General features: G+C 57.9%; 22 protein-coding genes. 10 read left to right on the forward strand and 12 right to left on the reverse strand.

Annotated elements, in window-relative coordinates; translation table 11 throughout:
- Nucleotides 1-170: 170 nt before the first annotated feature.
- From VN114_RS07800 to VN114_RS07845, 10 genes are all read right to left on the reverse strand, one after another.
- Entirely contained in the window at nt 171-1,382 is a 1,212-nt protein-coding gene (locus VN114_RS07800) for a patatin-like phospholipase family protein (RefSeq protein ID WP_325513658.1), read from the reverse strand.
- A gap of 106 nt (nt 1,383-1,488) precedes the next feature.
- Nucleotides 1,489-3,255: a gamma-glutamyltransferase gene (gene ggt, locus VN114_RS07805; RefSeq protein ID WP_325513660.1), complete on the reverse strand. Its 1,767-nt coding sequence runs from the start codon at nt 3,253-3,255 to the stop codon at nt 1,489-1,491.
- A 249-nt stretch (nt 3,256-3,504) separates the two neighbouring features.
- On the reverse strand, nt 3,505-5,643 hold the full coding sequence (locus tag VN114_RS07810) for a sodium-translocating pyrophosphatase (protein ID WP_325513661.1): 2,139 nt from the start codon (nt 5,641-5,643) through the stop codon (nt 3,505-3,507).
- A 232-nt stretch (nt 5,644-5,875) separates the two neighbouring features.
- Entirely contained in the window at nt 5,876-6,532 is a 657-nt protein-coding gene (gene adk, locus VN114_RS07815; RefSeq protein WP_325513663.1) for an adenylate kinase, read from the reverse strand.
- Between the two features lie 173 nt (nt 6,533-6,705).
- Nucleotides 6,706-7,458 (reverse strand): 3-deoxy-manno-octulosonate cytidylyltransferase, encoded by a 753-nt coding sequence (gene kdsB / locus VN114_RS07820; protein ID WP_325513665.1) that lies wholly within the window; start codon nt 7,456-7,458, stop codon nt 6,706-6,708.
- Between the two features lie 42 nt (nt 7,459-7,500).
- Entirely contained in the window at nt 7,501-7,686 is a 186-nt protein-coding gene (locus tag VN114_RS07825) for a Trm112 family protein (protein WP_325513667.1), read from the reverse strand.
- Nucleotides 7,667-8,719 carry a tetraacyldisaccharide 4'-kinase gene (lpxK, locus tag VN114_RS07830; protein ID WP_325513669.1) on the reverse strand — a complete coding sequence of 351 codons (1,053 nt, stop codon included), beginning with the start codon at nt 8,717-8,719 and terminating at the stop codon, nt 7,667-7,669. Before lpxK ends, VN114_RS07825 begins: the two co-directional genes overlap by 20 nt.
- Before the next feature lie 66 nt (nt 8,720-8,785).
- Entirely contained in the window at nt 8,786-9,214 is a 429-nt protein-coding gene (locus tag VN114_RS07835; protein WP_325513671.1) for a biopolymer transporter ExbD, read from the reverse strand.
- A 15-nt stretch (nt 9,215-9,229) separates the two neighbouring features.
- Entirely contained in the window at nt 9,230-9,841 is a 612-nt protein-coding gene (locus VN114_RS07840; protein WP_325513673.1) for a MotA/TolQ/ExbB proton channel family protein, read from the reverse strand.
- Nucleotides 9,842-10,241: 400 nt separating this feature from the next.
- The gene (locus VN114_RS07845; protein ID WP_325513675.1) at nt 10,242-11,867 is read right to left on the reverse strand and encodes an ATP-binding protein; all 1,626 of its coding nucleotides are present in this window, start codon (nt 11,865-11,867) and stop codon (nt 10,242-10,244) included.
- Nucleotides 11,868-12,366: 499 nt separating this feature from the next.
- Here VN114_RS07845 and rarD point away from each other — a divergent pair, with 499 nt between their 5' ends.
- The 8 genes from rarD to VN114_RS07885 all read left to right on the forward strand — a co-directional run bounded on the left by rarD (nt 12,367) and on the right by VN114_RS07885 (nt 20,591).
- On the forward strand, nt 12,367-13,257 hold the full coding sequence (gene rarD / locus VN114_RS07850) for an EamA family transporter RarD (protein WP_325513677.1): 891 nt from the start codon (nt 12,367-12,369) through the stop codon (nt 13,255-13,257).
- Nucleotides 13,258-13,384: 127 nt separating this feature from the next.
- Nucleotides 13,385-14,731, forward strand: coding sequence for an exodeoxyribonuclease VII large subunit (xseA, locus tag VN114_RS07855; RefSeq protein WP_325513679.1), 1,347 nt, complete (start codon nt 13,385-13,387; stop codon nt 14,729-14,731).
- A gap of 127 nt (nt 14,732-14,858) precedes the next feature.
- Entirely contained in the window at nt 14,859-15,437 is a 579-nt protein-coding gene (gene sodB / locus VN114_RS07860) for a superoxide dismutase [Fe] (RefSeq protein WP_325513681.1), read from the forward strand.
- Nucleotides 15,438-15,729: 292 nt separating this feature from the next.
- Nucleotides 15,730-16,737 carry a thiosulfate ABC transporter substrate-binding protein CysP gene (cysP, locus tag VN114_RS07865; protein ID WP_325513683.1) on the forward strand — a complete coding sequence of 336 codons (1,008 nt, stop codon included), beginning with the start codon at nt 15,730-15,732 and terminating at the stop codon, nt 16,735-16,737.
- Nucleotides 16,738-16,919: 182 nt separating this feature from the next.
- On the forward strand, nt 16,920-17,756 hold the full coding sequence (gene cysT / locus VN114_RS07870) for a sulfate ABC transporter permease subunit CysT (RefSeq protein ID WP_325513685.1): 837 nt from the start codon (nt 16,920-16,922) through the stop codon (nt 17,754-17,756).
- 12 nt (nt 17,757-17,768) lie between these two features.
- Nucleotides 17,769-18,626, forward strand: a complete 858-nt coding sequence (cysW, locus tag VN114_RS07875; RefSeq protein WP_325513687.1) for a sulfate ABC transporter permease subunit CysW — start codon at nt 17,769-17,771, stop codon at nt 18,624-18,626.
- Between the two features lie 340 nt (nt 18,627-18,966).
- Nucleotides 18,967-19,143: a hypothetical protein gene (locus tag VN114_RS07880; protein ID WP_325513689.1), complete on the forward strand. Its 177-nt coding sequence runs from the start codon at nt 18,967-18,969 to the stop codon at nt 19,141-19,143.
- Between the two features lie 203 nt (nt 19,144-19,346).
- Complete coding sequence (locus VN114_RS07885; RefSeq protein WP_325513691.1) at nt 19,347-20,591, forward strand: FAD-dependent oxidoreductase; 1,245 nt, start codon at nt 19,347-19,349, stop codon at nt 20,589-20,591.
- Nucleotides 20,592-20,645: 54 nt separating this feature from the next.
- On the opposite strand, the gene VN114_RS07890 is transcribed toward VN114_RS07885, so the two are convergent.
- A complete protein-coding gene (locus VN114_RS07890; RefSeq protein WP_414694207.1) occupies nt 20,646-21,410 on the reverse strand; it encodes an SDR family NAD(P)-dependent oxidoreductase in 765 nt (254 codons plus the stop codon).
- Between the two features lie 107 nt (nt 21,411-21,517).
- Here VN114_RS07890 and VN114_RS07895 point away from each other — a divergent pair, with 107 nt between their 5' ends.
- Nucleotides 21,518-22,423, forward strand: a complete 906-nt coding sequence (locus tag VN114_RS07895) for a LysR family transcriptional regulator (RefSeq protein ID WP_325513695.1) — start codon at nt 21,518-21,520, stop codon at nt 22,421-22,423.
- A 62-nt stretch (nt 22,424-22,485) separates the two neighbouring features.
- Here the strand turns inward: VN114_RS07895 and nhaR are convergent, their stop codons facing one another.
- A complete protein-coding gene (gene nhaR / locus VN114_RS07900; protein WP_325513697.1) occupies nt 22,486-23,385 on the reverse strand; it encodes a transcriptional activator NhaR in 900 nt (299 codons plus the stop codon).
- A 179-nt stretch (nt 23,386-23,564) separates the two neighbouring features.
- On the opposite strand from nhaR, the gene VN114_RS07905 reads away from it, so the two are divergent.
- Nucleotides 23,565-24,248, forward strand: coding sequence for a Bax inhibitor-1/YccA family protein (locus tag VN114_RS07905; protein ID WP_325513699.1), 684 nt, complete (start codon nt 23,565-23,567; stop codon nt 24,246-24,248).
- Nucleotides 24,249-24,262: the final 14 nt, after the last annotated feature.

Below are 24,262 nucleotides of genomic sequence, written 5' to 3' on the forward strand. Positions count from 1 at the left end.
AGTAATGTAGCGAAAAACAGCCCAAAACGCCGAATAAATTTGGTTTTCACGAATCTTTTCCTTGTTTCAAGAGCTGTTTTTATCAATTCAGCCACATTTCGGCATCGAGCGTACCGTGTTGCCGGCAACGAAGCAATAGACAGGCGCTGGAGTCCGCAAGCAAACGCGGATCAGCTGGCGGCGCGCAAAGCCGGCGTCATGGTATCGCCCTGCTCTTGTGCAAAAAAGGCAAGTATCTCCGCCTTGTGAGCCAATGCATCCTGGCGACCGAGTGCAATCAGCTCCGACGTGTAACTTTTTTCGAACAACAGATAGGATGCCAGCGCCGCACCGCGTACTTCGGTCGCACCGATAGCGGCCAGCAGCATGCGCACCGGCCGCGGCAGGCTACCGATATGGCGGCTGGCGATCGTGTCCAGCCGTTCCGACGGCGAAATCGACAACATCTGGATCGGCCGCAACGGCGTACGCGCCAGTTGCTCCGGCGTCAGGAACGACAGCGTCTCGTTGATCCGGTTCAGGCGTTCGACATCGCCGGCGATACTGTCAAGGAAGATGCTGGACATCGCATGGCCGGCAATCTGCGCCAGCGTCGGATACTGCGCATGCGCGGCAGGATCGATCGCCGGTTCCAGCAGGCGGCCGGAGCCGATCACCAGTACCTTGTCCGCACCGAGATGGATGGCCGGCGAGATCGGTGCCAGCTGACGCATCGATCCGTCGCCGAAATATTCGCGGCGGCCAGCGCAGAAAATCGGCGTGGCCGGGAAGATCAGCGGAATCGCCGACGACGCCAGCAGATGCTCGATGCCGATCTGCGCACGCACCGCACTGCGCTGCGTACGTACCCACGGTTCGATGTCGGCTTCGCTCTGGTAGAAGGTGATGTGCTGGCCAGCCGTATAGGACGATGCCGTCACCGCCAGCGCATGCAGCTTGCCTTCCGCCAGCGCCTTGTCCAGCTTCGGCAGGTTCAGCATCCGGTTCAGCAGATTGACCAGCGGCGTATTGTCCAGCAGCGACATCGGCGGATTCGCCCGCCATGTTCGCATCAGCCAGCCGAACGACAGCAGCGACAGCCAGCGCGCACCGGACCGCAACACGCCCAGCGAATCGGCACGATAGACCTGTTCCGCCGTGAAGTTTTCCCAGACGTTGGTAATGCGCTCCACGCCATTGCTGAAATCGTCGGCATGACAGGCCAGCGCGGTGGCGTTGATCGCGCCGGCGGATGTGCCGCAGATGATGTCGTAGGGATTGCGGTCAGCCGACCATCCTGCCTCCAGCAGAATCGCGGACACGCTTTGCAGAACGCCCATCTGGTAGGCAGCGCGCGCGCCGCCGCCGGTCAGGATCAATGCGATTTTTTTCCGATCTTGCATACGATCCATTATTAGGGCGTTTGCGGTTTCGGGCAAGCAAGCGTCTGCTGTCGTTGCATTGGCTGCGGTGGCATCGGCTGTCCCATTGGTCGCAGCATCGCCGCACTCAGTCGCCGCGCGCGATTCCTTCACGCCGCGGATCTGCACCGCCGAACCAGCCGGCACCGTTTCGCGTACGCATGATGCCGTGCAATCCCGAAGTTTGTTCTTCGATCAGTACTTCATGGCCGCGCGCCGTCAATGCGGCGATCAGCGCCGGCGATATCCGGCCCTGTTCCAGCTCTGTCGGGCCGTTGCGGCTGCCGACGTTCGGCAGATCGATCGCCCGCTGCATATCCAGTCCCCAGTCCAAGGTGCCGATCAATACCTTCGCCACGTAATTGACGATGGACGAGCCGCCCGGCGAACCGATCGCCAGGATCAGGCGGTTCGATTTGTCGAAGACGAGGGTCGGCGCCATCGTGCTGCGCGGCCGCTTGCCGGGCTGCACGCGATTGGCGACCGGTCCGTGTTCGTCTTCCGCCACTGCGGAAAAATCCGTCAGTTCGTTGTTCAGCAGAAAACCGTCCACCATCAGCCGCGAGCCGAAGGCATTCTCGATCGTCGTCGTCATCGCGACCGCATGGCCGTCCGCATCGACGATCGACATGTGCGACGTCGACGGCAGTTCCGGTGACGCATCGTCGCCCCATGCCAGTTGCCAGCCGCGCGGCACGCCGGCCTCCGCATGGCCCATCGAGCGTTCGCCGATCAGTGCGGCACGCTGCGACAGATACGTCTTGTCCAGCAACGGCGCGTAACTGTTGCCGGGAAGCGGAACGAAATCGGTATCGGCAACATAGCGGTTGCGATCGGCATAGGCCAGCCGGCCTGCTTCGGTAAAGAGATGTGCGGCCTGCGGATTCCATTCGCCACCGCTCGGCTTCAACATCGCCATGTCCGTCTGCGCCAGAATGCCGAGCATCTGCGCGATGGCGATACCGCCCGACGACGGTGGCGGCATGCCGCAGACCATCCAGATGCGGTAAGCACTGCAGACCGGCGTGCGCACCTTCGCGCGATAACCGGCCAGATCGGCCGTCGTCATGCCGCCGGGGTTGGTCGGATGGTGCGCGACCTTGTCGGCAATATCGCGTGCGATGCGGCCTGTGTAAAAGGCATCGGCGCCGCCTTCGGCAATCTGCCGCAGCGTCCGTGCCAGTGCGGGGTTCTTCAACACATGTCCGGCCGGCCACGGCTGGCCGTTGCCGTCGTAAAAGTAAGCCACTGCTGTCGCATCCTTCTTCAGGTACGGCTCTTCCTTCAGCAGCATCGCCAGTCGCGGGCTGACGACGAAGCCGTCTTCCGCCAGCCGGATCGCCGGTTCGAACAGCGCATGCCACGGCAGCTTGCCGTATTGGCGATGCGCCATTTCCAACATGCGCAGCACGCCCGGTACACCGACCGAGCGGCCGCCGACGACGGCATCGAAGAACGGCATCGGCTTGCCGTCAGCATTGAGGAACAGTTTCTCGGTGGCTGACGCGGGCGCCGTCTCACGTCCATCGAAAGCACGCACATCCTTGCCGTCGAAATACAGCAGGAAAGCGCCGCCGCCGATACCGGACGACTGCGGCTCCACCAGCGTCAGCACCATCTGCACGGCAATGGCCGCATCGACGGCCGATCCGCCCTGCTTCAGCATTTGGTATCCGGCATCGACCGCCAGCGGATTGGCGGCAGCGACCATGAATTTCTGCGCCGTCCATCCCGGCTTGGCGCTGTAGCCGCTGGCCGCTTCCGGCGTGACCGGCAGCGGTTCGCGCAGAACGGTTTCGGCCTGTGTGCCGGCAAAGGCGGCACACAGGATGACGGCAACGACGAATCGGGACATGCAGGCTCCGCAGAAAGGCCAGAAGATAACCTGCAGCAGTGTAATCGCGTTGCGCCTACTCCGCAGCGCACCAGCTTATGCGCATCGATGTGCAGTCCGATGCCGCCATAAATGGTCACAAATGAAAAGGCAGCCGCAGCTGCCTTTTCTTGCATCGTCTTCAGAGGACAGAAGCAGGCAAACCCTACTTCATTGCATGCGTCTCATTGCATGCACCTCATTACATACACTTCACGCACCTTATGCACTTCACTGCGCATTATTCTGCGACGCATCTTCCTGCTGTTGCGCAACGCTGTTCGGCGCGACGACGACCATCGATGTCTCTTCATGGACAGCCGCCACATCCATGCCGGACAACGGCAGCAACGGCACCAGCAGTAGCGCAACGATGTTGATGATCTTGATCAGCGGATTGACAGCCGGGCCGGCCGTATCCTTGTACGGATCGCCGACGGTATCGCCGGTCACCGCCGCCTTGTGCGCTTCGGAACCCTTGCCGCCGTGGTTGCCGTCTTCGATGAATTTCTTCGCGTTGTCCCACGCGCCGCCGCCGGTCGTCATCGAGATCGCGACGAAGATGCCGGTGACGATCGCACCCATCAGCAGGCCGCCCAATGCAGCCGGGCCGAGCAGCACGCCGACCGCGATCGGAATCACGACCGGCAGCAGCGACGGAATCACCATCTCGCGGATCGCCGCCGAGGTCAGCATGTCGACGGCCTTGTCGTACTCCGGCTTGCCGCTGCCGTCCATGATGCCCTTGATCTCGCTGAACTGGCGGCGCACTTCGACGACGACGGCACCGGCAGCACGGCCGACCGCTTCCATCGCCATCGCACCGAACAGATACGGAATCAGGCCGCCGATGAACAGGCCGATGATGACCATCGGATTCGACAGATCGAAGAAAGTGCCCTTGCCGACCGAATCCAGCGCATGCGTGTAATCGGCGAACAGCACCAGTGCGGCAAGACCGGCGGAACCGATCGCATAACCCTTGGTCACCGCCTTCGTCGTGTTGCCGACTGCATCCAGCGGATCGGTGATCGCGCGTACCGATTCCGGCATGCCGGCCATTTCGGCGATGCCGCCGGCGTTGTCGGTGATCGGACCGTAGGCATCGAGCGCGACGATGATGCCGGCCATCGACAGCATCGCCGTCGCTGCGATTGCAATGCCGTAGAGTCCGCCGAACCAGTAGGAAACGAAAATCGCCACGCAGACCGCCACCACCGGCCACGCGGTCGCCTTCATCGATACGCCGAGGCCGGCGATGATGTTGGTGCCGTGCCCGGTCGTCGACGCCTGCGCGACATGGCGCACCGGCTTGTAATCGGTGCCGGTGTAGTACTCGGTCACGTAGACCATCACCGCCGTCAGCACGATGCCGGTCGCAGCTGCACAGAGCATCGGCACGAACAGCGGCGGCGGCATCACCAGCCACGTCACGATGGCGAAGCCGATCAGCGACAGGCCGGCCGCCCACCACAATCCGGTGTACAGCGCCGACATGATCTTCTTGCCCTCCTTCGCTTTCACCATCGCACAACCGACGATGGAAGCAATGATGGATACGGCGCCCAGCAGCAGCGGATAAATCGCTGCAGTGAATTCCATGCCGGTCATCATCAGCGAACCCAGCAGCATGGTCGCGATCAGCGTGACGACATAGGTTTCGAACAGATCGGCCGCCATGCCGGCGCAATCGCCGACGTTGTCACCTACGTTGTCCGCGATCACGGCCGGGTTGCGCGGATCGTCTTCAGGAATGCCGGCTTCGACCTTGCCGACCAGATCGGCGCCGACGTCCGCGCCTTTCGTGAAGATGCCGCCGCCGAGACGCGCGAAGATCGAGATCAGCGATGCGCCGAATGCGAGTCCTACCAGCGGTACGATCGCATCGTGCAATGTGCCGACGAAGGAACCGTGCTGTGCAGACAGGATAAGTATCAGGAAGAAGATCGCCACACCGAGCAGGCCGAGGCCCACCACCAACATGCCGGTGATCGCACCGCCCTTGAATGCCACGTCCAGCGCTTCGCTCATTCCCTTGGTCGCAGCTTGCGCGGTACGCACGTTGGCGCGTACCGAGACGTTCATCCCGATGAACCCGCAGGCGCCGGACAACACTGCACCGACCAGGAAGCCTGCCGCAGTCAGCCAGCCGAGTGCGAAAGCGATGATGATGAACAGGATGACGCCGACGATGGCGATGGTTCGATATTGCCGCGCAAGATAGGCCGCTGCACCCTGCTGCACTGCCGACGCGATTTCCTGCATGCGCGCATTGCCCGGATCGAGTCCGAGAATCCAGCTGCGCGACACCAGCCCGTAGACCACCGCAACGACACCGCACGCAATGACCAGCCATATGGAGATGGACATATCGACTCCTCTTGTTGTCACGACAAAGAATTGACCGCTACGACATTCCGGCGGACATCAAAGTCGTCCGTCGTGCTGCGTACTGCAAGACTTCCGTCGCCCTTTTTATTGTGCGAGCCTGGGCTGGCTGATTTGATGCTATATCGAGTTGCAGGTTCAAACAAGTCGGCAAAAGACAGACAAGGAAGCAGGCAAGAAAAAAGCGGACACATGGTCCGCTTGTTTTGCTCTGTCAGCCTTGCAGTGCAGCGAAGGCGCTGTCGCGAATTTGCTCCACCGGTCCGACACCGGCGATCTTCCGGTACTTCGGCGCACCGGGCTGTCCCGATGCGGCCCACTTGTTGTAGTAGTCGACCAGCACTTCGGTTTGATCGTGATAGACGGCGAGACGCTTCTTAACCGTTTCTTCCTTGTCGTCGTCGCGCTGGATCAGCTCTTCGCCGGTGACGTCGTCCTTGCCTTCCGCTTTCGGCGGATTGAAGGTGACGTGATAGGTACGGCCCGATGCCGGATGCACGCGACGACCGCTCATGCGTTCGACGATGGCTGCGTCCGGCACGTCGATCTCGAGTACGTAGTCGATCGCAACGCCGGCTTCCTTCATGGCGTCGGCTTGCGGAATCGTGCGCGGGAAACCGTCGAACAGATAACCTTGTGCGCAGTCCGGCTGCTTCAGGCGATCCTTGACGAGACCGATGATGATGTCGTCCGACACCAGGCCGCCTTCGTCCATGATTTTCTTGGCGGCGAGACCGAGCGGCGTGTCGGCCTTGACGGCGGCGCGCAGCATGTCGCCCGTCGAGATTTGCGGAATGTTGAATTTTTCCTTGATGAAACCAGCTTGCGTGCCTTTACCGGCACCAGGCGCTCCTAGAAGGATGAGGCGCATGAAATTTCCCTAAAAAAAACGAATTTTTGAATTCTTGTGGCTGAAGGTGCGCAGTGCGCACACCGGCGAGAGAGTGTTTGATTAACGGATGCTGCTTGTGAACAGTGCCCGAAAGTTACCACAAAATGACGTCAAAACCACCCATTGATTTTGATGCGGCGCATCATTGCGCTTTACAGATTGTAGTGACGGCGCACGCGTTCGAGATCTTCCGGCGTATCGACGCCGGCTGCCGGCGCATGGTCGGTAACGTGCACCGCAATAGGAAAACCATGCCACAGCACACGCAGTTGCTCGAGCGCTTCAATTTGTTCCAATGGAGAAACAGGCAATTCCGGATACGCCTGCAAAAATGCGTTGCGATAGGCGTACAGGCCGATATGTCGCAATGGCGCATACCCTTTCGGCAATACTTCCTTGCTCTGCGCAAAGCCGTCGCGATGCCACGGAATCGTTGCACGCGAGAAATACAATGCGCGCTGATTCTTGTCGAGCACAACTTTCACGACGTTCGGATTGAATATATCCGCTGTCTCCTGAATCGCATGTGCGGCTGTTGCCATCGGCACATCGCGTGCAACCAGGGCCGCCGTCGCGGCAATCAATGAAGGATCGATCAACGGTTCATCACCCTGCACGTTGACCACCACTGCATCGTCCGGCAAGCCGATCGCCGCAGCGACTTCGGCAATGCGATCGGTACCCGACGGATGATTGGCACGCGTCATTTGCACCGCAATATCGTTCTGCCGACACGCATCGAAGATGTCTGCATGATCGGTCGCGACAATGACACGCGATGCACCGGACTGCGCGGCACGCTGCGCAACGCGCACGATCATCGGTTTGCCGCCCAGATCGGCCAGCGGCTTGTTCGGCAATCGGGTGGAAGCGAGACGCGCGGGAATGATGACAATGAAAGACATACGAACTTCGGAAACCTTATGCAGCGATGATGAAACGAATCGTCAGTTCGATGAAGGTGCGGCCGCTGCAAGATCGCGAGCCTGATCGGCCCACATGATCGGAATGCCGTCGCGAATCGGATAGGCCAGCTTGTCGGCGTTGCAGATCAGTTCCTGCGCCTTTTTGTCATGCTCAAGCGGACCTTTGCAGATCGGGCAAACCAGAATATCAAGCAGTCGAGTGTCCACGGAGTTTCTCCACAATTTGTTCGGCGAGGGCGCGATCGATCTGCGCCGTCACGGGCACGACCCAGATGCGCGGGTCGTTTTTCAATGCTGCGTTTTGCCGACATTTTACTGCATCCTTCTCCGTAATCAGGATGACTTCCGCCGTGACGCCGGCGAACGGATTGTCGGAAAAATCGTAATGATCCGGCAGCGGCATCTCACGGAACTGCAGACCAGCCTCGCGCAGCAACGTGAAAAAGCGCGCCGGATTGCCGATGCCGGCTGCAGCAACGATCTGCACCGGCGAATAACCGCTGACCGTTTGCGCGAAAGAACGCAGTGCGCGCGGCGTGGTTTCTTCAGATGAGATCAGGTGTTCGGCCATCAGCCCGGCCAGCCGCATGCGGAATGCGCCAGACAACCCTTCGGCCTCTTCATGCGACCCGTTGACGACGGTAAAGTCGCGACGACGCGACGCCGGTTCGCGCAACGGACCGGCCGGCAACAACCAGCCGTTGCCGACGCCGCGACTATCGAACAGCACGACTTCGATATCGCGCGCCAGCCGGTAATGCTGCAAGCCGTCGTCGGCAACGATGATGTCGGTTTCCGGGTGCGCGGCAAGCAACATCCGCGCGGCACCGACGCGGTCGCGGCTGACCACGACCGGACAGTGCGTTCTGCCGGCGATCAGCAAAGGCTCGTCGCCCACCTCCTGTGCCAGCGATTGCGCCGTTACCGCGCGTGGCCCATCGCCGGTCGAACCATAGCCGCGCGAAACCACGCCCGGATGAAAACCGGCCTGACGCAGAGCCTGTACCAGCCAGATCGTCAGCGGCGTCTTTCCGGTGCCGCCGACAAAGATATTGCCAACCACAATGACCGGCACCGGCAGACGATGCGCGCGTGCGATACCGCAGCGATAGGCCAGACGTCGCAGTGCTGTCAATGCGCCGAACAGCCAGGACAATGGCAGCAGAAAACGCGCCGCTGCTTCGCGTTGCGTCCACGTTTTTGTCAGGAATTCTTCGATGGTGGAACGCTGCAGGGCCAAGGGCGACTTCCTTGAATGGACAAGGCCGCGATCGCGGCCCTGATGGTCAGGCTGAAATAACTTCGTTTACTTCTTGCTTTGTGCCGCGAACGTTACTTTTGAAAAACCGGCAATGCGCGCGGCTTCCAGTACATTGATCACCGTCTGATGGGTTGCGGTCGCGTCGGCGGCAATGATGATCACAGGGTCGGGATTCGCCTTGCCGGAAGCATTGGCCGCGGCGGTCAGTTCAGCGGCGAGACCCTCCGGATTCTGCACGGCGACGCGATTGTTGTTGATCAGGTAGCGATTTTGCGCATCGACGCCGACATTGATTTCCTGCGGACGCTCCATCGCTTTTTCCGCATCGGCGGTCGGCAGCGTGATCTGCAGCGCAGTGAACTTGCTGTAGCTGGTCGATACCATCAGGAAGATGAGAATCACCAGCAGCACGTCGATGAAGGCGATCAGGTTGATCTCGGGATCTTCGCGGCCCTGCCCTTTGCGGAAATTCATGCGCCTGTGCTCCGGTTACCGACGAACGCCATGCACGATATCGACGAACTTGATCGCCTGCTGTTCCATGTCCACGATGAAGCTGTCGATGAGCGCGCGGAAGTGGCGGTAGAACACCAGCGAAGGCATCGCGATCGCCAGGCCGAAACCGGTGTTGTACAGCGCGATCGAAATCCCGTGCGCCAGTTGCGCCGGGTTGGAACCGGTGCCGGTCGCGTTCTGCGAACCGAAGATTTCAATCATGCCGACCACGGTTCCGAACAGGCCCATCAGCGGCGCCAGCGTGGCGATCGTGCCGAGCGTGGTGAGAAAGCGTTCCAGTTCGTGTGCCGTACCTTGTCCGGCTTCTTCGATCGATTCCTTCATCACGTCGCGCGGTGCATTGACATTGCGCAAACCCGCAGCGAGGACGCGACCGAGTGGTGAATTCTGTTCCAGCGTGGCGATGACATTGCCGTCGATCTTGCCGTTGTGATAGACGCGAATGACTTCTTCCAGCAGCGTCGGCGGCAGAATGCGGCGACGGCGAAGATACAGGCTGCGCTCGATAATCAGGGTCAATGCGATGATGGATGCAATCAGCAACAGCCAGATCGGCCAGCCTGCTGCGTGAATAATGGCGAGCAAAGGGAGCTCCTTCTTTGATTCGGTAAATGATTCGAGCGCTACGGATGGAGAATGTAACGGTTTGACGCAGCGAGAGCAAGTAGCGTGCATCGGCTGTCGGCATGGATGCACACTGTCTGGCGTCACCCCTATTCATCCGTTGAATGATGCAAATAAGGGTTGTGCACATTTTCTGTGGATAACATTGTGCGTAACCGTGGATAGACGATCGAAGCGATTGATTTCAAAGCGATTTTTTTCATTGCCTCGAAAAGAGGCGGTGCATAACCGCGGCCACGGACAGACCTATCCGCTTTCGATTGCACACCGCATCAACCGCTCGACCAATAAAAAACGCACCGACTCGCGGTGCGTTTTGAAAAAAAAGGCCGTTCGCTGTTTGCGCGGCCGTCCTTTCGTTTTACTTGATGCCGCGGAAGATCGCGCACTGACGGAAGGTATCTTCCGAGAACGGAATCTGCTTGCTTTTGCAATATTTCGACGTCAGCTTCAGCAGCTCCTTGATGTCGCGCCCGCTGCACTTCGCGTAGATGTCGCTGAGCTTGTCGATCAATTCGTCCGACAGATCGGCATGGAACTGTGTCGACAACGATTTCCACAGGCGCATCGCATCTTCCTTCGGCGGAACCTCGTACTGGATCGTCGCAATGCAGCGCGAGAGGATCGCATCGTCGACGTCCTCGATGCGGTTCGTCGTCATGAACAACAGGCCTTTGAAGTATTCCAGCGTACGCAGGAATTCGGCAACGATCGCATTGTGCTGCAGGTCGTTATCGCGGCAACGGATGTAGACGTCCGCTTCGTCCAGCAGCAGGATCGCATCCCAGCGCGCGGCGCGGCGCAGAATCGATGAAAGATTCTCTTCCACCGACGCGGCAGTAATGCCGAGCTGGCCGGAGTGCACGCGATACAGCGGCTTGCCGACCACTTCCGAATACACTTCGGCAGTCAGCGTCTTGCCCAGGCCCGGCGCACCCTTGCACAAAATCGTGGTGCCACCCGACTTGCCTTCGACGATATCTTCCATCAGCACGCTCATGTCGGCCGTCAGGATGTCGATCAGGTCGCGATGATGCAATGGCAGAATCAGCTTGTCGCGCAGTTCCGGCTTGTACTTGTATTCGGTCAGGTTCTGCACGTGCACCCAGATGTTCTGGTGCAGTTCCAAGTGGAATAGATGGATGTAGCAATGCAGCGGAATTTTTTCGAATGCGGTTTCATAACCGGCATCGCGCCAGAATTCTGCATCGGCCACCATCTCGAAACGGCGTTCGAGGACTTCCTCATCGTTGACACATTTGGCGACGACGCCTTCTTTCAACGCCAGCATCGCGATACGCGATTTGTCGTCAATGGTGAATGCGGCATGGCGCGCAATGAACTGCTTGCCGAATTCGCGCTGATGCTTGATGAAGCGCTTGGCATGCAGCTCGTATTCCTGCTTGAACTCGGCACATTCCTTGAAGTAACCGAACTCGCCGAGCAACTCCGGAATCGTGCGATTGATGATGTCGTGTCTGTTGATGACGATTGCGTTGGTCATGCCGGCGCGGCGCATCCGCATGTCGGACGACTCTTCCTTGCTGGCCGCCTGCACAGTGTTGGCGATCAGATCAATCACGACGTACGGCGCGCCCTGATCCGGTACCACATGACGCAGGCGATGGATCAACCAAGGCAGCATCACGCCATCCTTGTTGCGCTTGTAGAGCCAGCCGTCGATCACGTCACGCGCAAAATAGGCAGCCAGTCCCGGAACCAGTTTTTCCAGATCGGGGATCTTGCGCGCCTGCGGCGCATTGTGAATATTGTCGAGCGCCAGCATCTGGAACAGCAATGCACGCTCGTCTTGCGCCTTGCACAGGCTGTACAGCGTGTTCATCGCCTTTGCGTCAAACAGCTTGCTCGATACAATCGTGCGACCGTGACAGATGCCATGTTCGGACAGTCGCTTCGCCAATGGCGAATCGGACTCGATCATCTCCAGCAATACGCTGACCAGCGATTCCGGTATTTCAAAATCCATTACAGCTCCAGTGTCGTTCCGCAGCGATGTGCGGTCCGCTTGCGCCGTCCCGATCAATACGGGACATATGTAGATAAATGCTGCCGATGAAACGGCATTTCAATACTGCAGGCCACTCTTCGTGCAACAAAAGAAAACGGCCTCCATCTCTGGAAGCCGCGTCCTGCTGTTTTTCAAGGCCGCAATCGACGCCTTGTGCGGCCAATCCCGTGTTGTCTTTTCATCAAAGACATGTCGCTGCTGCCGGAGAGTGGCTCCTGCTGTCATCCTGGGGTCATCATAAATGAATAAACATGCCATTGGAAGACAGCTTATGGCTGTATGACAGCCTATCACCATGCAAAAACGGACATCCTGATGGCAAATCCGGCCATGACATGCGAAGACGCGGTACCGACAGCGTTTTCACGCGAAAAACAAGATCCGATAGGCGGATGATCTTGGGAATGATCTTATACTTGCGCATCGCGCGATGCCTGCGCAATCTCATGGAGTCGCGGTGTCCAAGGGCGTTCTGTTTTCCGTCATCGGCTCGATGCTGTTCGCGCTGCTGTATTTTTATTCGACACTGCTGACACCGCTCGATGGCGAACAGATTTTCGGCTGGCGCACGCTGTTGACGTTTCCTTTTCTGACCGCATTCATCTGGTTCGGCGGCCGGCAGCACATGGTGCGTGATCTCGCGCGACGCATGCCACGCAGTCCGCTGCTGATTGTCGGTGCGTTCGCGACATCGGCCTTTCTCGGTATTCAATTGTGGCTGTTCATGTGGGCGCCGTTGCACGGTCGTGCATTGCATGTCTCGCTTGGCTATTTTTTGCTGCCGCTGACGATGCTGTTGACCGGAAGACTGGTGTATGGCGAACGCCTGTCGCGCCTGCAGAATCTGGCAGCCGTCTGTGCCACATTCGGTGTCGTCAATGAATTCATCCAGGTCGGCAGTTTTTCCTGGGAAACGCTGGTCGTCGCCTTTGGCTATCCGGTCTACTTCGTTCTGCGGCGCAGAATGGACGCGAACAATCTCGGCGGCCTGTGGTTCGACATGACACTGCTGCTGCCGGTCGGATTATGGTTTATCGCCAATGGCACTGTTGGTCTGGATGCCGTGGGCGATCATCGCGCATTGCTGTGGCTGATCCCGCTACTCGGCATTCTCAGTTCGGTTGCACTGGTGTTCTACATGCTGGCCAGCCAGATGCTGAGTCTCAGCCTGTTCGGACTGCTCGGTTATGTGGAACCGGTGCTGCTGGTATTCGTTGCATTGTTGCTCGGCGAAAGCATCAGCGGGAGCGCGTGGCTGACCTATATTCCTGTCTGGCTCGCCGTAGTGCTGTTGATCGTCGAAGGCATTATCGGCCTGCGCGCTCGCGCCATGACGCCGCGGAATTAAGATTCAATGACGACAGAAACCGCATCCATGCGTGAAAGTCGCGCATTTCCTTTACCATCTGTCTTCGATCGCATGGTGTCCGCATTCCGTCGATATCGTGCAATCCCGTAACGCATCAGGTCACTCCATGAAAGAATCATCCGCCGCTCCCGTACTGACCGTTTCAGCGCTCAACCAGGCCGTTTCGCGCATGATGGAACGCAGCTTCCCGCTGTCGTGGATAGGCGGCGAGATTTCCAATTTCACGCGTGCTGCATCCGGTCATTGGTATTTCACACTGAAGGATGATGCCGCTCAGGTGCGTGCCGTGATGTTCCGCGGCCGTTCGCAATATGCAGACTTCACACCGCGCGAAGGCGACAAGGTGGAAGTACGTGCACTCGTCACGTTATATGCACCGCGCGGCGATTACCAGTTGAGCGTGGAATCCATTCGTCGTGCAGGCGTCGGCAATCTGTATGAAGCCTTTTTGCAGTTGAAGGAAAAACTGGCGGCGGAGGGCCTGTTTGACGCTGATCGCAAGCGCCCGCTGCCGACGTTCGTGCGCACCATCGGCATTGTCACCAGTCCGCAAGCGGCCGCGCTGCGCGACATTCTCACCACGCTGAAACGACGTGCACCGCATGTGCGCGCCATTCTCTATCCGACTCCGGTGCAGGGTGAAGGATCGGCCAACAAAATCGCACAGGCGATCGCCACCGCCTCCGCCCGCGCCGAATGCGATGTGCTGCTGGTCTGTCGCGGCGGCGGCAGCATTGAAGACCTGTGGTCGTTCAATCACGAAATCGTCGCGCGCACGATTGCCGGTTGCGACATTCCCGTCATCGCCGGCATCGGCCATGAAACCGATTTCACGATTGCCGATTTCGCTGCAGACCTGCGTGCACCCACACCGACCGCTGCCGCAGAACTGGCAACGCTGCCACGCACGGAATGGCTGGCGCAACTGGAAGCGCATACCGACGATCTCGGTTATCTGCTGAAGAAGCAGTTGAGCGATGCGGGACAGACCCTCGACTGGATGTCGCGCCGCCTGATCAGTCCGGCGGCATACATCGCGCATGAGCGCGTCAAGCTGCAAAACCTGCAGGCGCGTCTGCGCCACGCCACGCGCATGCCGCTCGATCACGCACGCTTTGCGCTCGCACATCTGCGCAATCGCTGGCAGACGCAACTGCCGGATACCCGCACGCAGCGTCTGCATGTCGCCGGAAATGCGCGGCGCCTGACGAATTGCGTTCATGCCCACGTCGCACGACAACAGCACAGGCTGAATGCCTTGACGGCACAACTGGAAATGCTGAACCCCCAACGCACGCTGGAACGCGGCTACGCGATCGTCACCGATGACAAGGGCAGGATCGTCCGCGCGCCGCAGGAATTGCATCCGCGGCAAAACGTGACCGTGCGTCTGGCCGCAGGGGCCGCCCAGATCGGCATCGCCAGCGTGCAGCAGACGCTGGATACGGAATAAGCGCAGTCATCGCACCGTCACATGCCGGGCGGAAATTGGCAGGATCGTATGCAGAGAGGGCATAACCGCTTTACAATAAGGCCCTTTCAAAAAGAACATCTTATTTTTAACCTCACAAAGGACGACCATGGAACATACCCTGCCGGCACTGCCCTATGCGTTGGATGCACTTGCTCCACATATCTCGAAAGAGACGCTTGAATTCCATTACGGCAAGCATCATCAAACCTATGTGACGAATTTGAACAACCTGATCAAGGGCACCGAATTCGAAAACATGTCGCTCGAAGACATCATCAAGAAATCCTCCGGCGGCGTGTTCAACAATGCAGCACAAGTCTGGAACCACACGTTCTACTGGAACGGCTTGAAGCCAAACGGCGGCGGCGCTGCAACCGGTGCGATCGCCGATGCGATCAACAAGAAATGGGGTTCGTTCGACAAGTTCAAGGAAGAATTCACCAAGTCGTGCGTCGGCAACTTCGGTTCCGGCTGGACCTGGCTGGTCAAGAAGGCTGATGGCTCCGTCGACATCGTCAACACGTCGAACGCTGCAACGCCGCTGACCACAACGGACAAGCCATTGCTGACCTGCGACGTCTGGGAACATGCTTACTACATCGACTACCGCAACGCACGTCCGAAATACCTGGAAGCGTTCTGGGCGCTGGTCAACTGGGATTTCGCTTCGAAAAACCTGGCGTAATTCCGTTCGCATCCGTTCATCCGGATTCACACAAAAAGCCCCTGCCGAATCGGCAGGGGCTTTTTTGTTTGGGATGTGATGCAGGCACGACTGCGGCCGCGATATTCATATAGCTACCGCCATATAGAGGCCACATGCTCCTTATGCTTTTTCAGCATGCTTTAATACAAAAGATATCGTTTGAACGAATAAGGAACTTTGTTATAGTCGTTTTCCGCTTCGCATCGATTCATTGCGTCAGACAAGAACAGCGGCCGCCCGATACCGTTTCAACAAAAACATGGAGTGAACAATGTTCAAGAAAATCGTCCTGCTTGCTGCAACGGCAACGCTGTTGTCCGGCACCGCCCACGCTCAGGAAAAACCGCTGTTGAACGCGTCTTACGACGTGGCACGCGAAGTTTTTGCGGCCATCAATCCTAAATTCCAGGCTTACTGGAAAAAGGAGTCCGGCCAGGATCTGAAAATCGACCAATCGTTCGCCGGTACCTCGCGTCAGGCACAGGACATTTTGCAAGGCAAGAAAGTCGATACCGTTACCTTCAATCAGGTCACCGACATCGACATCCTCGCCAAGCGCGGCCTGATCCACAAGGATTGGCAAAAAGCCTTCCCGAACAACTCGTCGCCTTATTACAGCACGATCGCTTTCCTGGTTCGCAAGGGCAACCCCAAGAACATCAAGACCTGGGACGATCTGGTCCGTGACGATGTGAAAGTCGTGTTCCCGAATCCGAAAACCTCCGGCAATGCACGTTACACCTATCTCGGCGCATGGCTGTATGCGAACGAAAAATTCAAGGGCGACCAGGCCAAGACCAAGGAATTTGTCGGCAAGCTGCTGCACAACGTCGTGAACTTCCCGACCGGCGGCCGTGGCGCAACGGTGGCTTTTGCACAGAACAATCAGGGCGATGCACTGCTGACCTTCGAATCGGAAGTAATCAACATCGCGAAGAGCGACGAGTTCAAGTCCGGCGGTTATGAAGTCGTGACGCCGCCGGTTTCCGTTCTGGCAGAGTTTCCGGTTGCTGTCGTCGACAAGGTCGTCGATGACAAAGGCACGCGCAAGGTTGCCACTGCGTACCTGAACTATGAGTACACCCGCGAAATCCAGTTGCTGCTGACGACATTCAACTATCGCGTCAATCATCCGGACATCGCCAAGGTCATGGCTGACAAGTACCCGAAAGTGCGCCTGATCGATCCGGTCAAGGTACTCGGCTCGTGGGACACCATTCAGGACACGCATTTCGCCAGCGGCGGCATCCTCGACCAGTTGCTCGCGCAGCGTCGCTGATCGGCATGTCTGATCGGAGGCGAGTCATGCGGCTTTAGTTGCACTGATTTGCCGGCCGCTTTGGCATCCAGCCCGACGGTGGTTTACAATGCCACCCGTCCACACGACCATCCGTCCGGATGGTCGTTTGTTTTGTACCACCCATTTGCGCTGACGTCGCGCCGTTCTGACCATCGCCTATCGTGAACCTGCCATTCCGCTTTTTCCGCAGCACGCCGGTCCTGCCGGGCTTCTCGATCAGCTTCGGCTTTTCGACGCTGTACATCAGCCTCGTCATCCTGCTGCCTATTTCCGCCCTGCTGCTTTACGTCAGCGGCATGACGTGGTCGCAATACTGGTTTGCCATCAGCGACGCACGTCTGATCCAGAGTTACAAGGTCACGCTCCTGGCTGCGTTTTACTCAACCATCACCGTCACGGTGATCGGCTTTCTCTGGGCATGGATCATCACCCGCTACGATTTTCCCGGAAGACGTTTGCTCGATTCGCTCGTCGATCTGCCGTTCGCACTGCCGACCTCGGTAGCCGGCATCACGCTGTCGGCGCTGTTCATTCCGACCGGCTGGCTCGGTCAGGCATTCGAAACATTCGGCATCAAGATTTCCTATGCCTTCCCCGGCATCGTGGTGGCGATGATCTTCACCAGTATTCCTTTCATCGTGCGTTCGGTTCAACCGGTACTGGAAGACATGGAAGCCGAACTGGAAGAAGCCGCATTGATGCTGGGTGCAAACAAGTGGCAGATTTTCTCGCGCGTGATTTTTCCGACATTGCTGCCGGCACTGATCACCGGTTCGTCGCAAGCCTTTATCCGCAGCCTCGGTGAGTTCGGTGCCGTCATCATGATTGCGGGGAACATCCCGTTCGAAACCGAAGTGACGTCGCTGATGCTGTTCGTGCGTCTGCAGGAATACAACTATCCTGCCGCCGCCGCCATCGCGTCAGTGGTGCTGCTGGCTTCGCTGACACTGCTGTTCCTGCTGCAGCTGGTGCAGAGCCGACTGTTCAACAAATCGTAAGGGAGCGCAAGGATGGCACGCACAATCAAACGCCCTGCCGAAGCGCATCAATGGATATTGATCGGTGTCGGCATCCTGCTCGCAGTCATGCTGCTGGTGCTGCCGCTGATCCTGATCTTCACGCAGGCATTGAGCGGCGGCCTCGCGCTGCTGTGGCAGAACGTCCGTGAAGACTACATGCTGCACGCGATCAGCCTGACGCTGCTGGCCGCGGTGATGACGGTGCCGATCAATCTGGTGTTCGGCATTTTGCTGGCGTGGTGCGTCACACACTACGACTTCTTCGGTCGTCGCCTCCTGATCACGCTGGTCGAAATTCCGTATGCGACATCGCCGGTCGTGGCCGGCTTCTGCTATCTGGTCGTCTACGGACTGGAAGGCACCATCGGGAAATGGCTGTACGCCGAAGACATTCAACTGATGTTTGCCTGGCCCGGCATCATCATGGTCACCGTGTTCGTCACCGCGCCTTACATCGCGCGCATCCTGATGCCACTGATGCAGAAGCAGGGAACGGAAGAGGAAATCGCCGCCCTCTCACTCGGCGCCAGCGGCTGGAAGATTTTCTGGCACGTGACGCTACCCAATATCAAATGGGCGCTGCTGTACGGCGCAGTGATCACGAACGCGCGTGCAGTCGGTGAGTTCGGCGCGGTTGCGGTTGTATCCGGCACCATCATGAACCAGACACTGACGCTGCCGTTGCTGGTCGAACAGTTGAACAACGATTACAAGACCGCTGCGGCCTTCACTGCTGCCGCTCTGCTCGCCTGCATGGCGCTGGTGACGCTCGTATTGAAAACGCTGATGGAGTGGCGACAGGAACGACGGGAAGCCGACGCCGATGCAGTCGATATTCGCGCGGCTTGATCGCACGCCTTAAATTTCCATGCAGCAATACAATCTGTCGTCGCAAGGCGTGCAATAAAAGCAAGCGTCGCATTCTCTGCGAGTCGATGATAGACTCGCGGCTCTGTTGAAAGGAAGACACGCTCTCCCTCCAGCATTCGAATGGTCTCCATGCCGTTCACATCATGTGTCAGCGTATTCCTACCGACGTTCAAGGAAATCGCTGATCGCCATCAAATGAAGGCTCCTCTATTCTCGCCACTCGACGTCGCGAAGAATTTTTTGCCAACGGATGAAAACGCAATGACCACGCAAGACGGTCGATGCATTGACTTTCCGCCTCGATAAAAAGGAATCGATCATGTACAAGAATCACGATGAAATCGCCAACCCAACACTGTTCATGCAAGCAGACAGCCAGGCCGACGATCAGGAAAACATCCAGCATGATCCAGATGGCGAACAGGACAATAACGCCGAACCGAGCCACATTACGGTCGTCCCGTTCAGCACCACCCAAACCGGCTCATTCCAGTAAATAAATAAAGAGGCCGGATCGATACAATCGATCTGGCCTCTGCTTCATTCCCGCCAGGCAACCAATCAGGTTGCCGCACACTTTCCGGCTTTCATCCGCAATAAAATCTTGCCTCTCTTGCAGTCGTTGTCATAATTGTCGAACGACGGCGGGTCATCGCCACGCGCGACGAGCGGACAGCCGTTTCTTTGCGAGAGGAATGCATGCAAAACAAGATGCGAACCCGCTGTTGCATAGCCGGTGGCGGTCCGGCAGGCATGATGCTCGGCTTGCTGCTCGCACGTGCCGGCGTGGACGTCATCGTGCTGGAAAAGCATGGCGATTTTCTGCGCGATTTTCGCGGCGACACCGTTCATCCGTCCACACTGCAAGTCATGCAAGAACTCGACTTGCTACAGGATTTCCTGCGACGTCCTCACGACAAGGCACGTGAATTACGCATCGCCATTGCAGGACGTGAACTGGCAGTCGCCGATTTTTCCCGGTTGAAAACGCAATGCAATTTCATTGCGCTGATGCCGCAGTGGGACTTCCTCGATTTTCTGCGCGATCATGCGATGAATTACTCCGGTTTTCATCTGCTGAAGAATGCGGAAGTGACAGGGTTGCTGGAAGAGGGAGAATGTACGACAGGCGTGCGTGTCACAACATGCGAAGGCGAGCTGCACATTCACGCAGATCTGGTCATCGGTGCCGACGGCAGGCATTCAACCGTGCGCAGGGCCGCCGGATTGACCGTGCGCGATCTTGGCGCGCCGATCGACGTGTTGTGGATGCGTCTGCCGACAGCGCCCACCGATCCTGTCAATACAGGTGCACGACTGGAAACCGGCCGCTTCTTCGTGATGATCCATCGCGGCACTTACTGGCAATGCGCTTATGTGATTCCGAAAGGCGGTTTCGATGCCATCCGCGCACGCGGACTGGTCGAATTTCACAATGCACTGGCAACAGCTGCACCGCTATTCGCCGATCGTGTCCGCGCGTTGCAATGGGACGATATCAAATTGCTGAGCGTGACGGTGGACAGACTGGAGCGCTGGTGGAAACCCGGTCTGCTCTGCATCGGCGATGCAGCCCATGCAATGTCGCCGATCGGTGGTGTCGGCATCAATCTGGCGATCCAGGATGCTGTCGCCAGCGCAAACATTCTCGCGTCTGCGCTGGCGACACCGGCAATCGACGCAACGCAACTGACGCCCCTGCTGCAACGCGTGCAGCAGCGCCGCTTTTTTCCCGCACGTGCAACACAAGCGGCCCAGGTCGCGATACAGAACCGCATTCTGATGCCGGTCGTCGGTCGGCAACAGGATCAACCGCTTGGTGTGCCGTGGCCTGTCAAAATGCTGGATCGGTGGCCGTGGCTGCGCACGCTTCCTGCCTATGCAGTCGGTATCGGCGTGCGTCCGGAACACGTGCATAGTCCGATCGTCACCCCTTGCCCCTGACATCACCGTCGCGATCGAAATGGCCTTCATCATCCGGTCGCGTCCATCGCAGCATCACAGGCACATGCCGCCGGACACCTCGATACGTTGCGCGTTCACCCAGCCGCTTCCTTCCGACAGCAGCATGGCAATCGCGCCGCCGATATCGTCCGGCAAACCGGCGCGGCCCAGTGCCGTCACCGATGCGACATGGTCATTGATTTCCTTGGTATCGCGTACTGCGCCACCGCCGAAATCAGTCGCAATCGCGCCGGGCGCGATGGTGTTCACGCTGATGCGGCGTGCACCGAATTCCTTCGCCATGTAACGCGTCATCACTTCAACGCCGCCTTTCATCATCGCGTAGGCAGCCTGACCGGGGAAACTGAATCGCGCCAGTCCGCTTGATACGTTGAGGATGCGACCGCCGTCCGCAATCAGAGGCAGCAGCTTCTGCGTCAGGAAGAACGGTCCTTTCAGATGAATGTTCATCAGCTGGTCGAACTGCGATTCCGTCGTTTCCGCGATCGCTACATGCAAGCCGATGCCGGCGTTATTGATCAAAAAATCGAATCGGTCGGTTTTGAATTTCGATTGCAGGACTTCCGCAACCTTCTCCGCAAAGCGTGCAAAAGCTGTGCTGTTACCGACGTCCAGCTGCAGCATCGCGGCCTGTCCACCGCGACTTTCAATTTCCTGTACGACAGCATCTGCTTCTGCCTTGTTACTGTTGTAGGTGCCGATGATGGAAACACCTTGCGCGGACAGATGCAATGCTGCGTTTTTTCCCAGCCCGCGGCTGGCGCCAGTGATGAGGGCAATTTTCCGATTCATGTTCATTCCTGTCTGGTTGAAGGGATGAATCAAGTATATTGTTCGATATATATAAGATAAATAATCAATTAACGAATTAACTGTTCAAGTAAAACATACCAATCCGAGATTTCATGAATAAAATTGAGCTGTTGCGAACCTTTGTCCGCGTCGCTGAAGCAGGCAGTTTCACGCAAGCTGCCGCCAGCCTCGGCTTGCAGAAAGCCAGCGTGTCGGAACACGTACGGACGCTGGAAAATCTGGTCGGCGCGCGCTTGCTGCATCGGACGACACGCAAGGTGCAACCGACGCATGACGGCATCGCACTGCTTGAACGCAGCAAGGACCTGTTGTCCGATATGGATGAACTGGAAGGCATGTTTCGCCATGACGGCGCTGCGCTGGAAGGTCGCCTGCGCGTCGACATGCCGACTGTCTTCGCGCGCAAGACGGTGCTCCCCCACCTTGCATCCTTCCTGAACAAGTATCCGCATATACGCATCGAACTCAGCAGCACCGATCGCAGGGTCGATCTGGTTCGCGAAGGCTTCGATTGCGTCGTGCGTGTCGGGGACGTCAACGAACCGTCATTGATCGCACGACCGCTTGGCGCGCTCGTCATGGCCAATGCAGCAAGTCCGGCCTATTTGAAAATCCATGGCGTACCGAAAAAGCTGGAAGATCTCGCGCAACACAAACTGATTCACTACAGTCCGATCCTCGGTGCACGGCCCGCAGGATTCGAATATGTCATGGATGGCCAATCCTGCGAGTTGCCGATGGCCGGCAACGTGACGGTCAATAACGCAGACGCGTATGAAGCTGCCTGTCTAAACGGGCTCGGCCTGGTGCAGTCACCACTTTCCGGTCTGCGCGCCCATCTCGTCAGCGGCGCGCTGGTGCAACTGCTGCCCGACCATGTCCCGGCACCCATGCCGATTTCCTTGCTGTATGCACATCGCAGGCATCTATCGCAACGCGTACGGACTTTCATGGAATGGCTTGCGGCGTTGATTGAACAAGACGCATCGGCCAAATAAAAAAGAGGACGTGCAATACGTCCTCTTTGGAGTGCCATCAATATTCCGCGACTATCCACACGTTAGCGAATCAGACTTTCACGCGCAGCAGAACTGATCGCCACCACCGCCGGATGCGTCAGTTGCCGCTCCACCGAGATGGCGTAGAACTGTTCCGTGACCAGCGTCGTACGACCGATTTCCGTCACGCCGTATTGTTTCCGGATCTGATCAGCGACGGCGGACGGTGCGGCAAAAATCCCCTTGCCGGCTTCGCCGAATGCCTGCAGCAATGCGCCGTCGTCGAATTCGCCGACGATGCGCGGATGCACGCGTTCCTTTTCAAACCAGCGCAACAGCCGCGGACGCACCGCAGCATCTTCACCCGGCATCAGGAACGGTGCATCATCCAGACTCTTCGGAAAACCTTTTTTGTACTGTTTTGCCAGTTCATCCGTCGCGAAGAACGCCACACCGCATTCGCCCAGCAAGTGGTTATAGCCGCGCACATCGATGTTGGCCGGCATTGGACTGTCCGCAATCACGATGTCGAGACGATGAATTGCCAGATCGGCCAGCAAGTTCGTCAGCTTGCCCTCGCGGCAGACGATGCGCAGCGATTCAGGCAACTCCATTGCAGGCTCCAGCAGCAGATAGGCGATGGCTTTCGGTACCGCATCGGCCACACCGACGCGCAACTGCAGCGGCCAGCCGCCCGGGCGGAACCGCAGCACTTCCTGCAACTCTTCGCCGAGTGTGAAAATTTCATCGGCATAACCGAGCACGACCCGGCCCGCATCGTTCAATTCGAGGCGGCGTCCGACGCGATTGAACAGCTTGTAGCCAAGCACATCTTCAAACAGCGCAATCTGGCCACTGATCGTCTGTGGCGTCAGATGCAATCTTTCGCTGGCGCGCCCAATGCCGCCAGCCTTTGCCACCACCCAAAAGTAATGCAGATGCTTGTAATTGATCGCGCTCATGGTCGTAACGAATACATCCGTTTTTACGAATTAAAAATTAATTATATTCGAATTTTCAAGATAAAGAACTCGTTCTAAAGTGATCGTGTCCAAGAGTAAGGAGAGTGCGACCGGAACATTGGAAAGCACCGCAAATGTTGCAGCTCAGGACAAACAATTCACACTTGAGGAGTATCGATATGAACCCGATCGATCAAACGCGTAATCCGTCGTATTCGGCGCGTCCGGCGATTTCCACCATTTCATCCAACAAGGTCATTCGCAATACGTACATGTTGTTGTCGATGACGCTGTTGTTTACCGCGTTGACCGCAGGCGTGTCGATGGCACTGAATCTGCCCCATCCGGGTCTCATCGTCACGATGGTCGGCTATTTCGGACTGCTGTTCCTGACGACGAAATTCCGCAACCAGGGGCTCGGCATCGCATTCGTTTTTGCACTGACCGGCTTCATGGGTTATACGCTCGGTCCGATCCTGAACATGTATCTCGGCCTGCCGAACGGTGGACAAACCGTGATGATGGCATTCGGTGCAACTGCCGCGATCTTTGTCGGCCTGTCCGCCTATGCGCTGACGACTCGCAAGGATTTCAGCTTCATGGGCGGCTTCCTGACTGCCGGCATCCTGATCGCGTTCCTAGCATCGCTGGGTGCGGTGTTCTTTGAGATTCCTGCGTTGTCGCTGGCAGTATCGGCAGTTTTCGTGTTGCTGATGTCCGGCCTGATCCTGTACGAAACCAGCAATCTGATCCACGGCGGTGAAACCAACTACGTAATGGCGACAGTCACGCTGTACGTATCCATCTACAACCTGTTCCTGAGCCTGCTGCAGTTGCTGGGCTTTGCGAACAGTAACGAGTAATCCGGTTCACATTT

Origin of the sequence: Oxalicibacterium sp. (assembly GCF_035565035.1) — a bacterium.
Lineage (GTDB): Bacteria > Pseudomonadota > Gammaproteobacteria > Burkholderiales > Burkholderiaceae_D > Oxalicibacterium.

Bases quoted from the DNA above. Each gene is read 5' to 3' on its own strand.
- VN114_RS07800 (WP_325513658.1), bottom strand. From the start codon at position 1,382: ATGCAAGATCGGAAAAAAATCGCATTGATCCTGACCGGCGGCGGCGCG.
- ggt (WP_325513660.1), bottom strand. From the start codon at position 3,255: ATGTCCCGATTCGTCGTTGCCGTCATCCTGTGTGCCGCCTTTGCCGGC.
- VN114_RS07810 (WP_325513661.1), bottom strand. From the start codon at position 5,643: ATGTCCATCTCCATATGGCTGGTCATTGCGTGCGGTGTCGTTGCGGTG.
- adk (WP_325513663.1), bottom strand. From the start codon at position 6,532: ATGCGCCTCATCCTTCTAGGAGCGCCTGGTGCCGGTAAAGGCACGCAA.
- kdsB (WP_325513665.1), bottom strand. From the start codon at position 7,458: ATGTCTTTCATTGTCATCATTCCCGCGCGTCTCGCTTCCACCCGATTG.
- VN114_RS07835 (WP_325513671.1), bottom strand. From the start codon at position 9,214: ATGAATTTCCGCAAAGGGCAGGGCCGCGAAGATCCCGAGATCAACCTG.
- VN114_RS07845 (WP_325513675.1), bottom strand. From the start codon at position 11,867: ATGGATTTTGAAATACCGGAATCGCTGGTCAGCGTATTGCTGGAGATG.
- xseA (WP_325513679.1), top strand. From the start codon at position 13,385: ATGAAAGAATCATCCGCCGCTCCCGTACTGACCGTTTCAGCGCTCAAC.
- sodB (WP_325513681.1), top strand. From the start codon at position 14,859: ATGGAACATACCCTGCCGGCACTGCCCTATGCGTTGGATGCACTTGCT.
- cysP (WP_325513683.1), top strand. From the start codon at position 15,730: ATGTTCAAGAAAATCGTCCTGCTTGCTGCAACGGCAACGCTGTTGTCC.
- cysW (WP_325513687.1), top strand. From the start codon at position 17,769: ATGGCACGCACAATCAAACGCCCTGCCGAAGCGCATCAATGGATATTG.
- VN114_RS07880 (WP_325513689.1), top strand. From the start codon at position 18,967: ATGTACAAGAATCACGATGAAATCGCCAACCCAACACTGTTCATGCAA.
- VN114_RS07885 (WP_325513691.1), top strand. From the start codon at position 19,347: ATGCAAAACAAGATGCGAACCCGCTGTTGCATAGCCGGTGGCGGTCCG.
- VN114_RS07890 (WP_414694207.1), bottom strand. From the start codon at position 21,410: ATGAACATGAATCGGAAAATTGCCCTCATCACTGGCGCCAGCCGCGGG.
- VN114_RS07895 (WP_325513695.1), top strand. From the start codon at position 21,518: ATGAATAAAATTGAGCTGTTGCGAACCTTTGTCCGCGTCGCTGAAGCA.
- nhaR (WP_325513697.1), bottom strand. From the start codon at position 23,385: ATGAGCGCGATCAATTACAAGCATCTGCATTACTTTTGGGTGGTGGCA.
- VN114_RS07905 (WP_325513699.1), top strand. From the start codon at position 23,565: ATGAACCCGATCGATCAAACGCGTAATCCGTCGTATTCGGCGCGTCCG.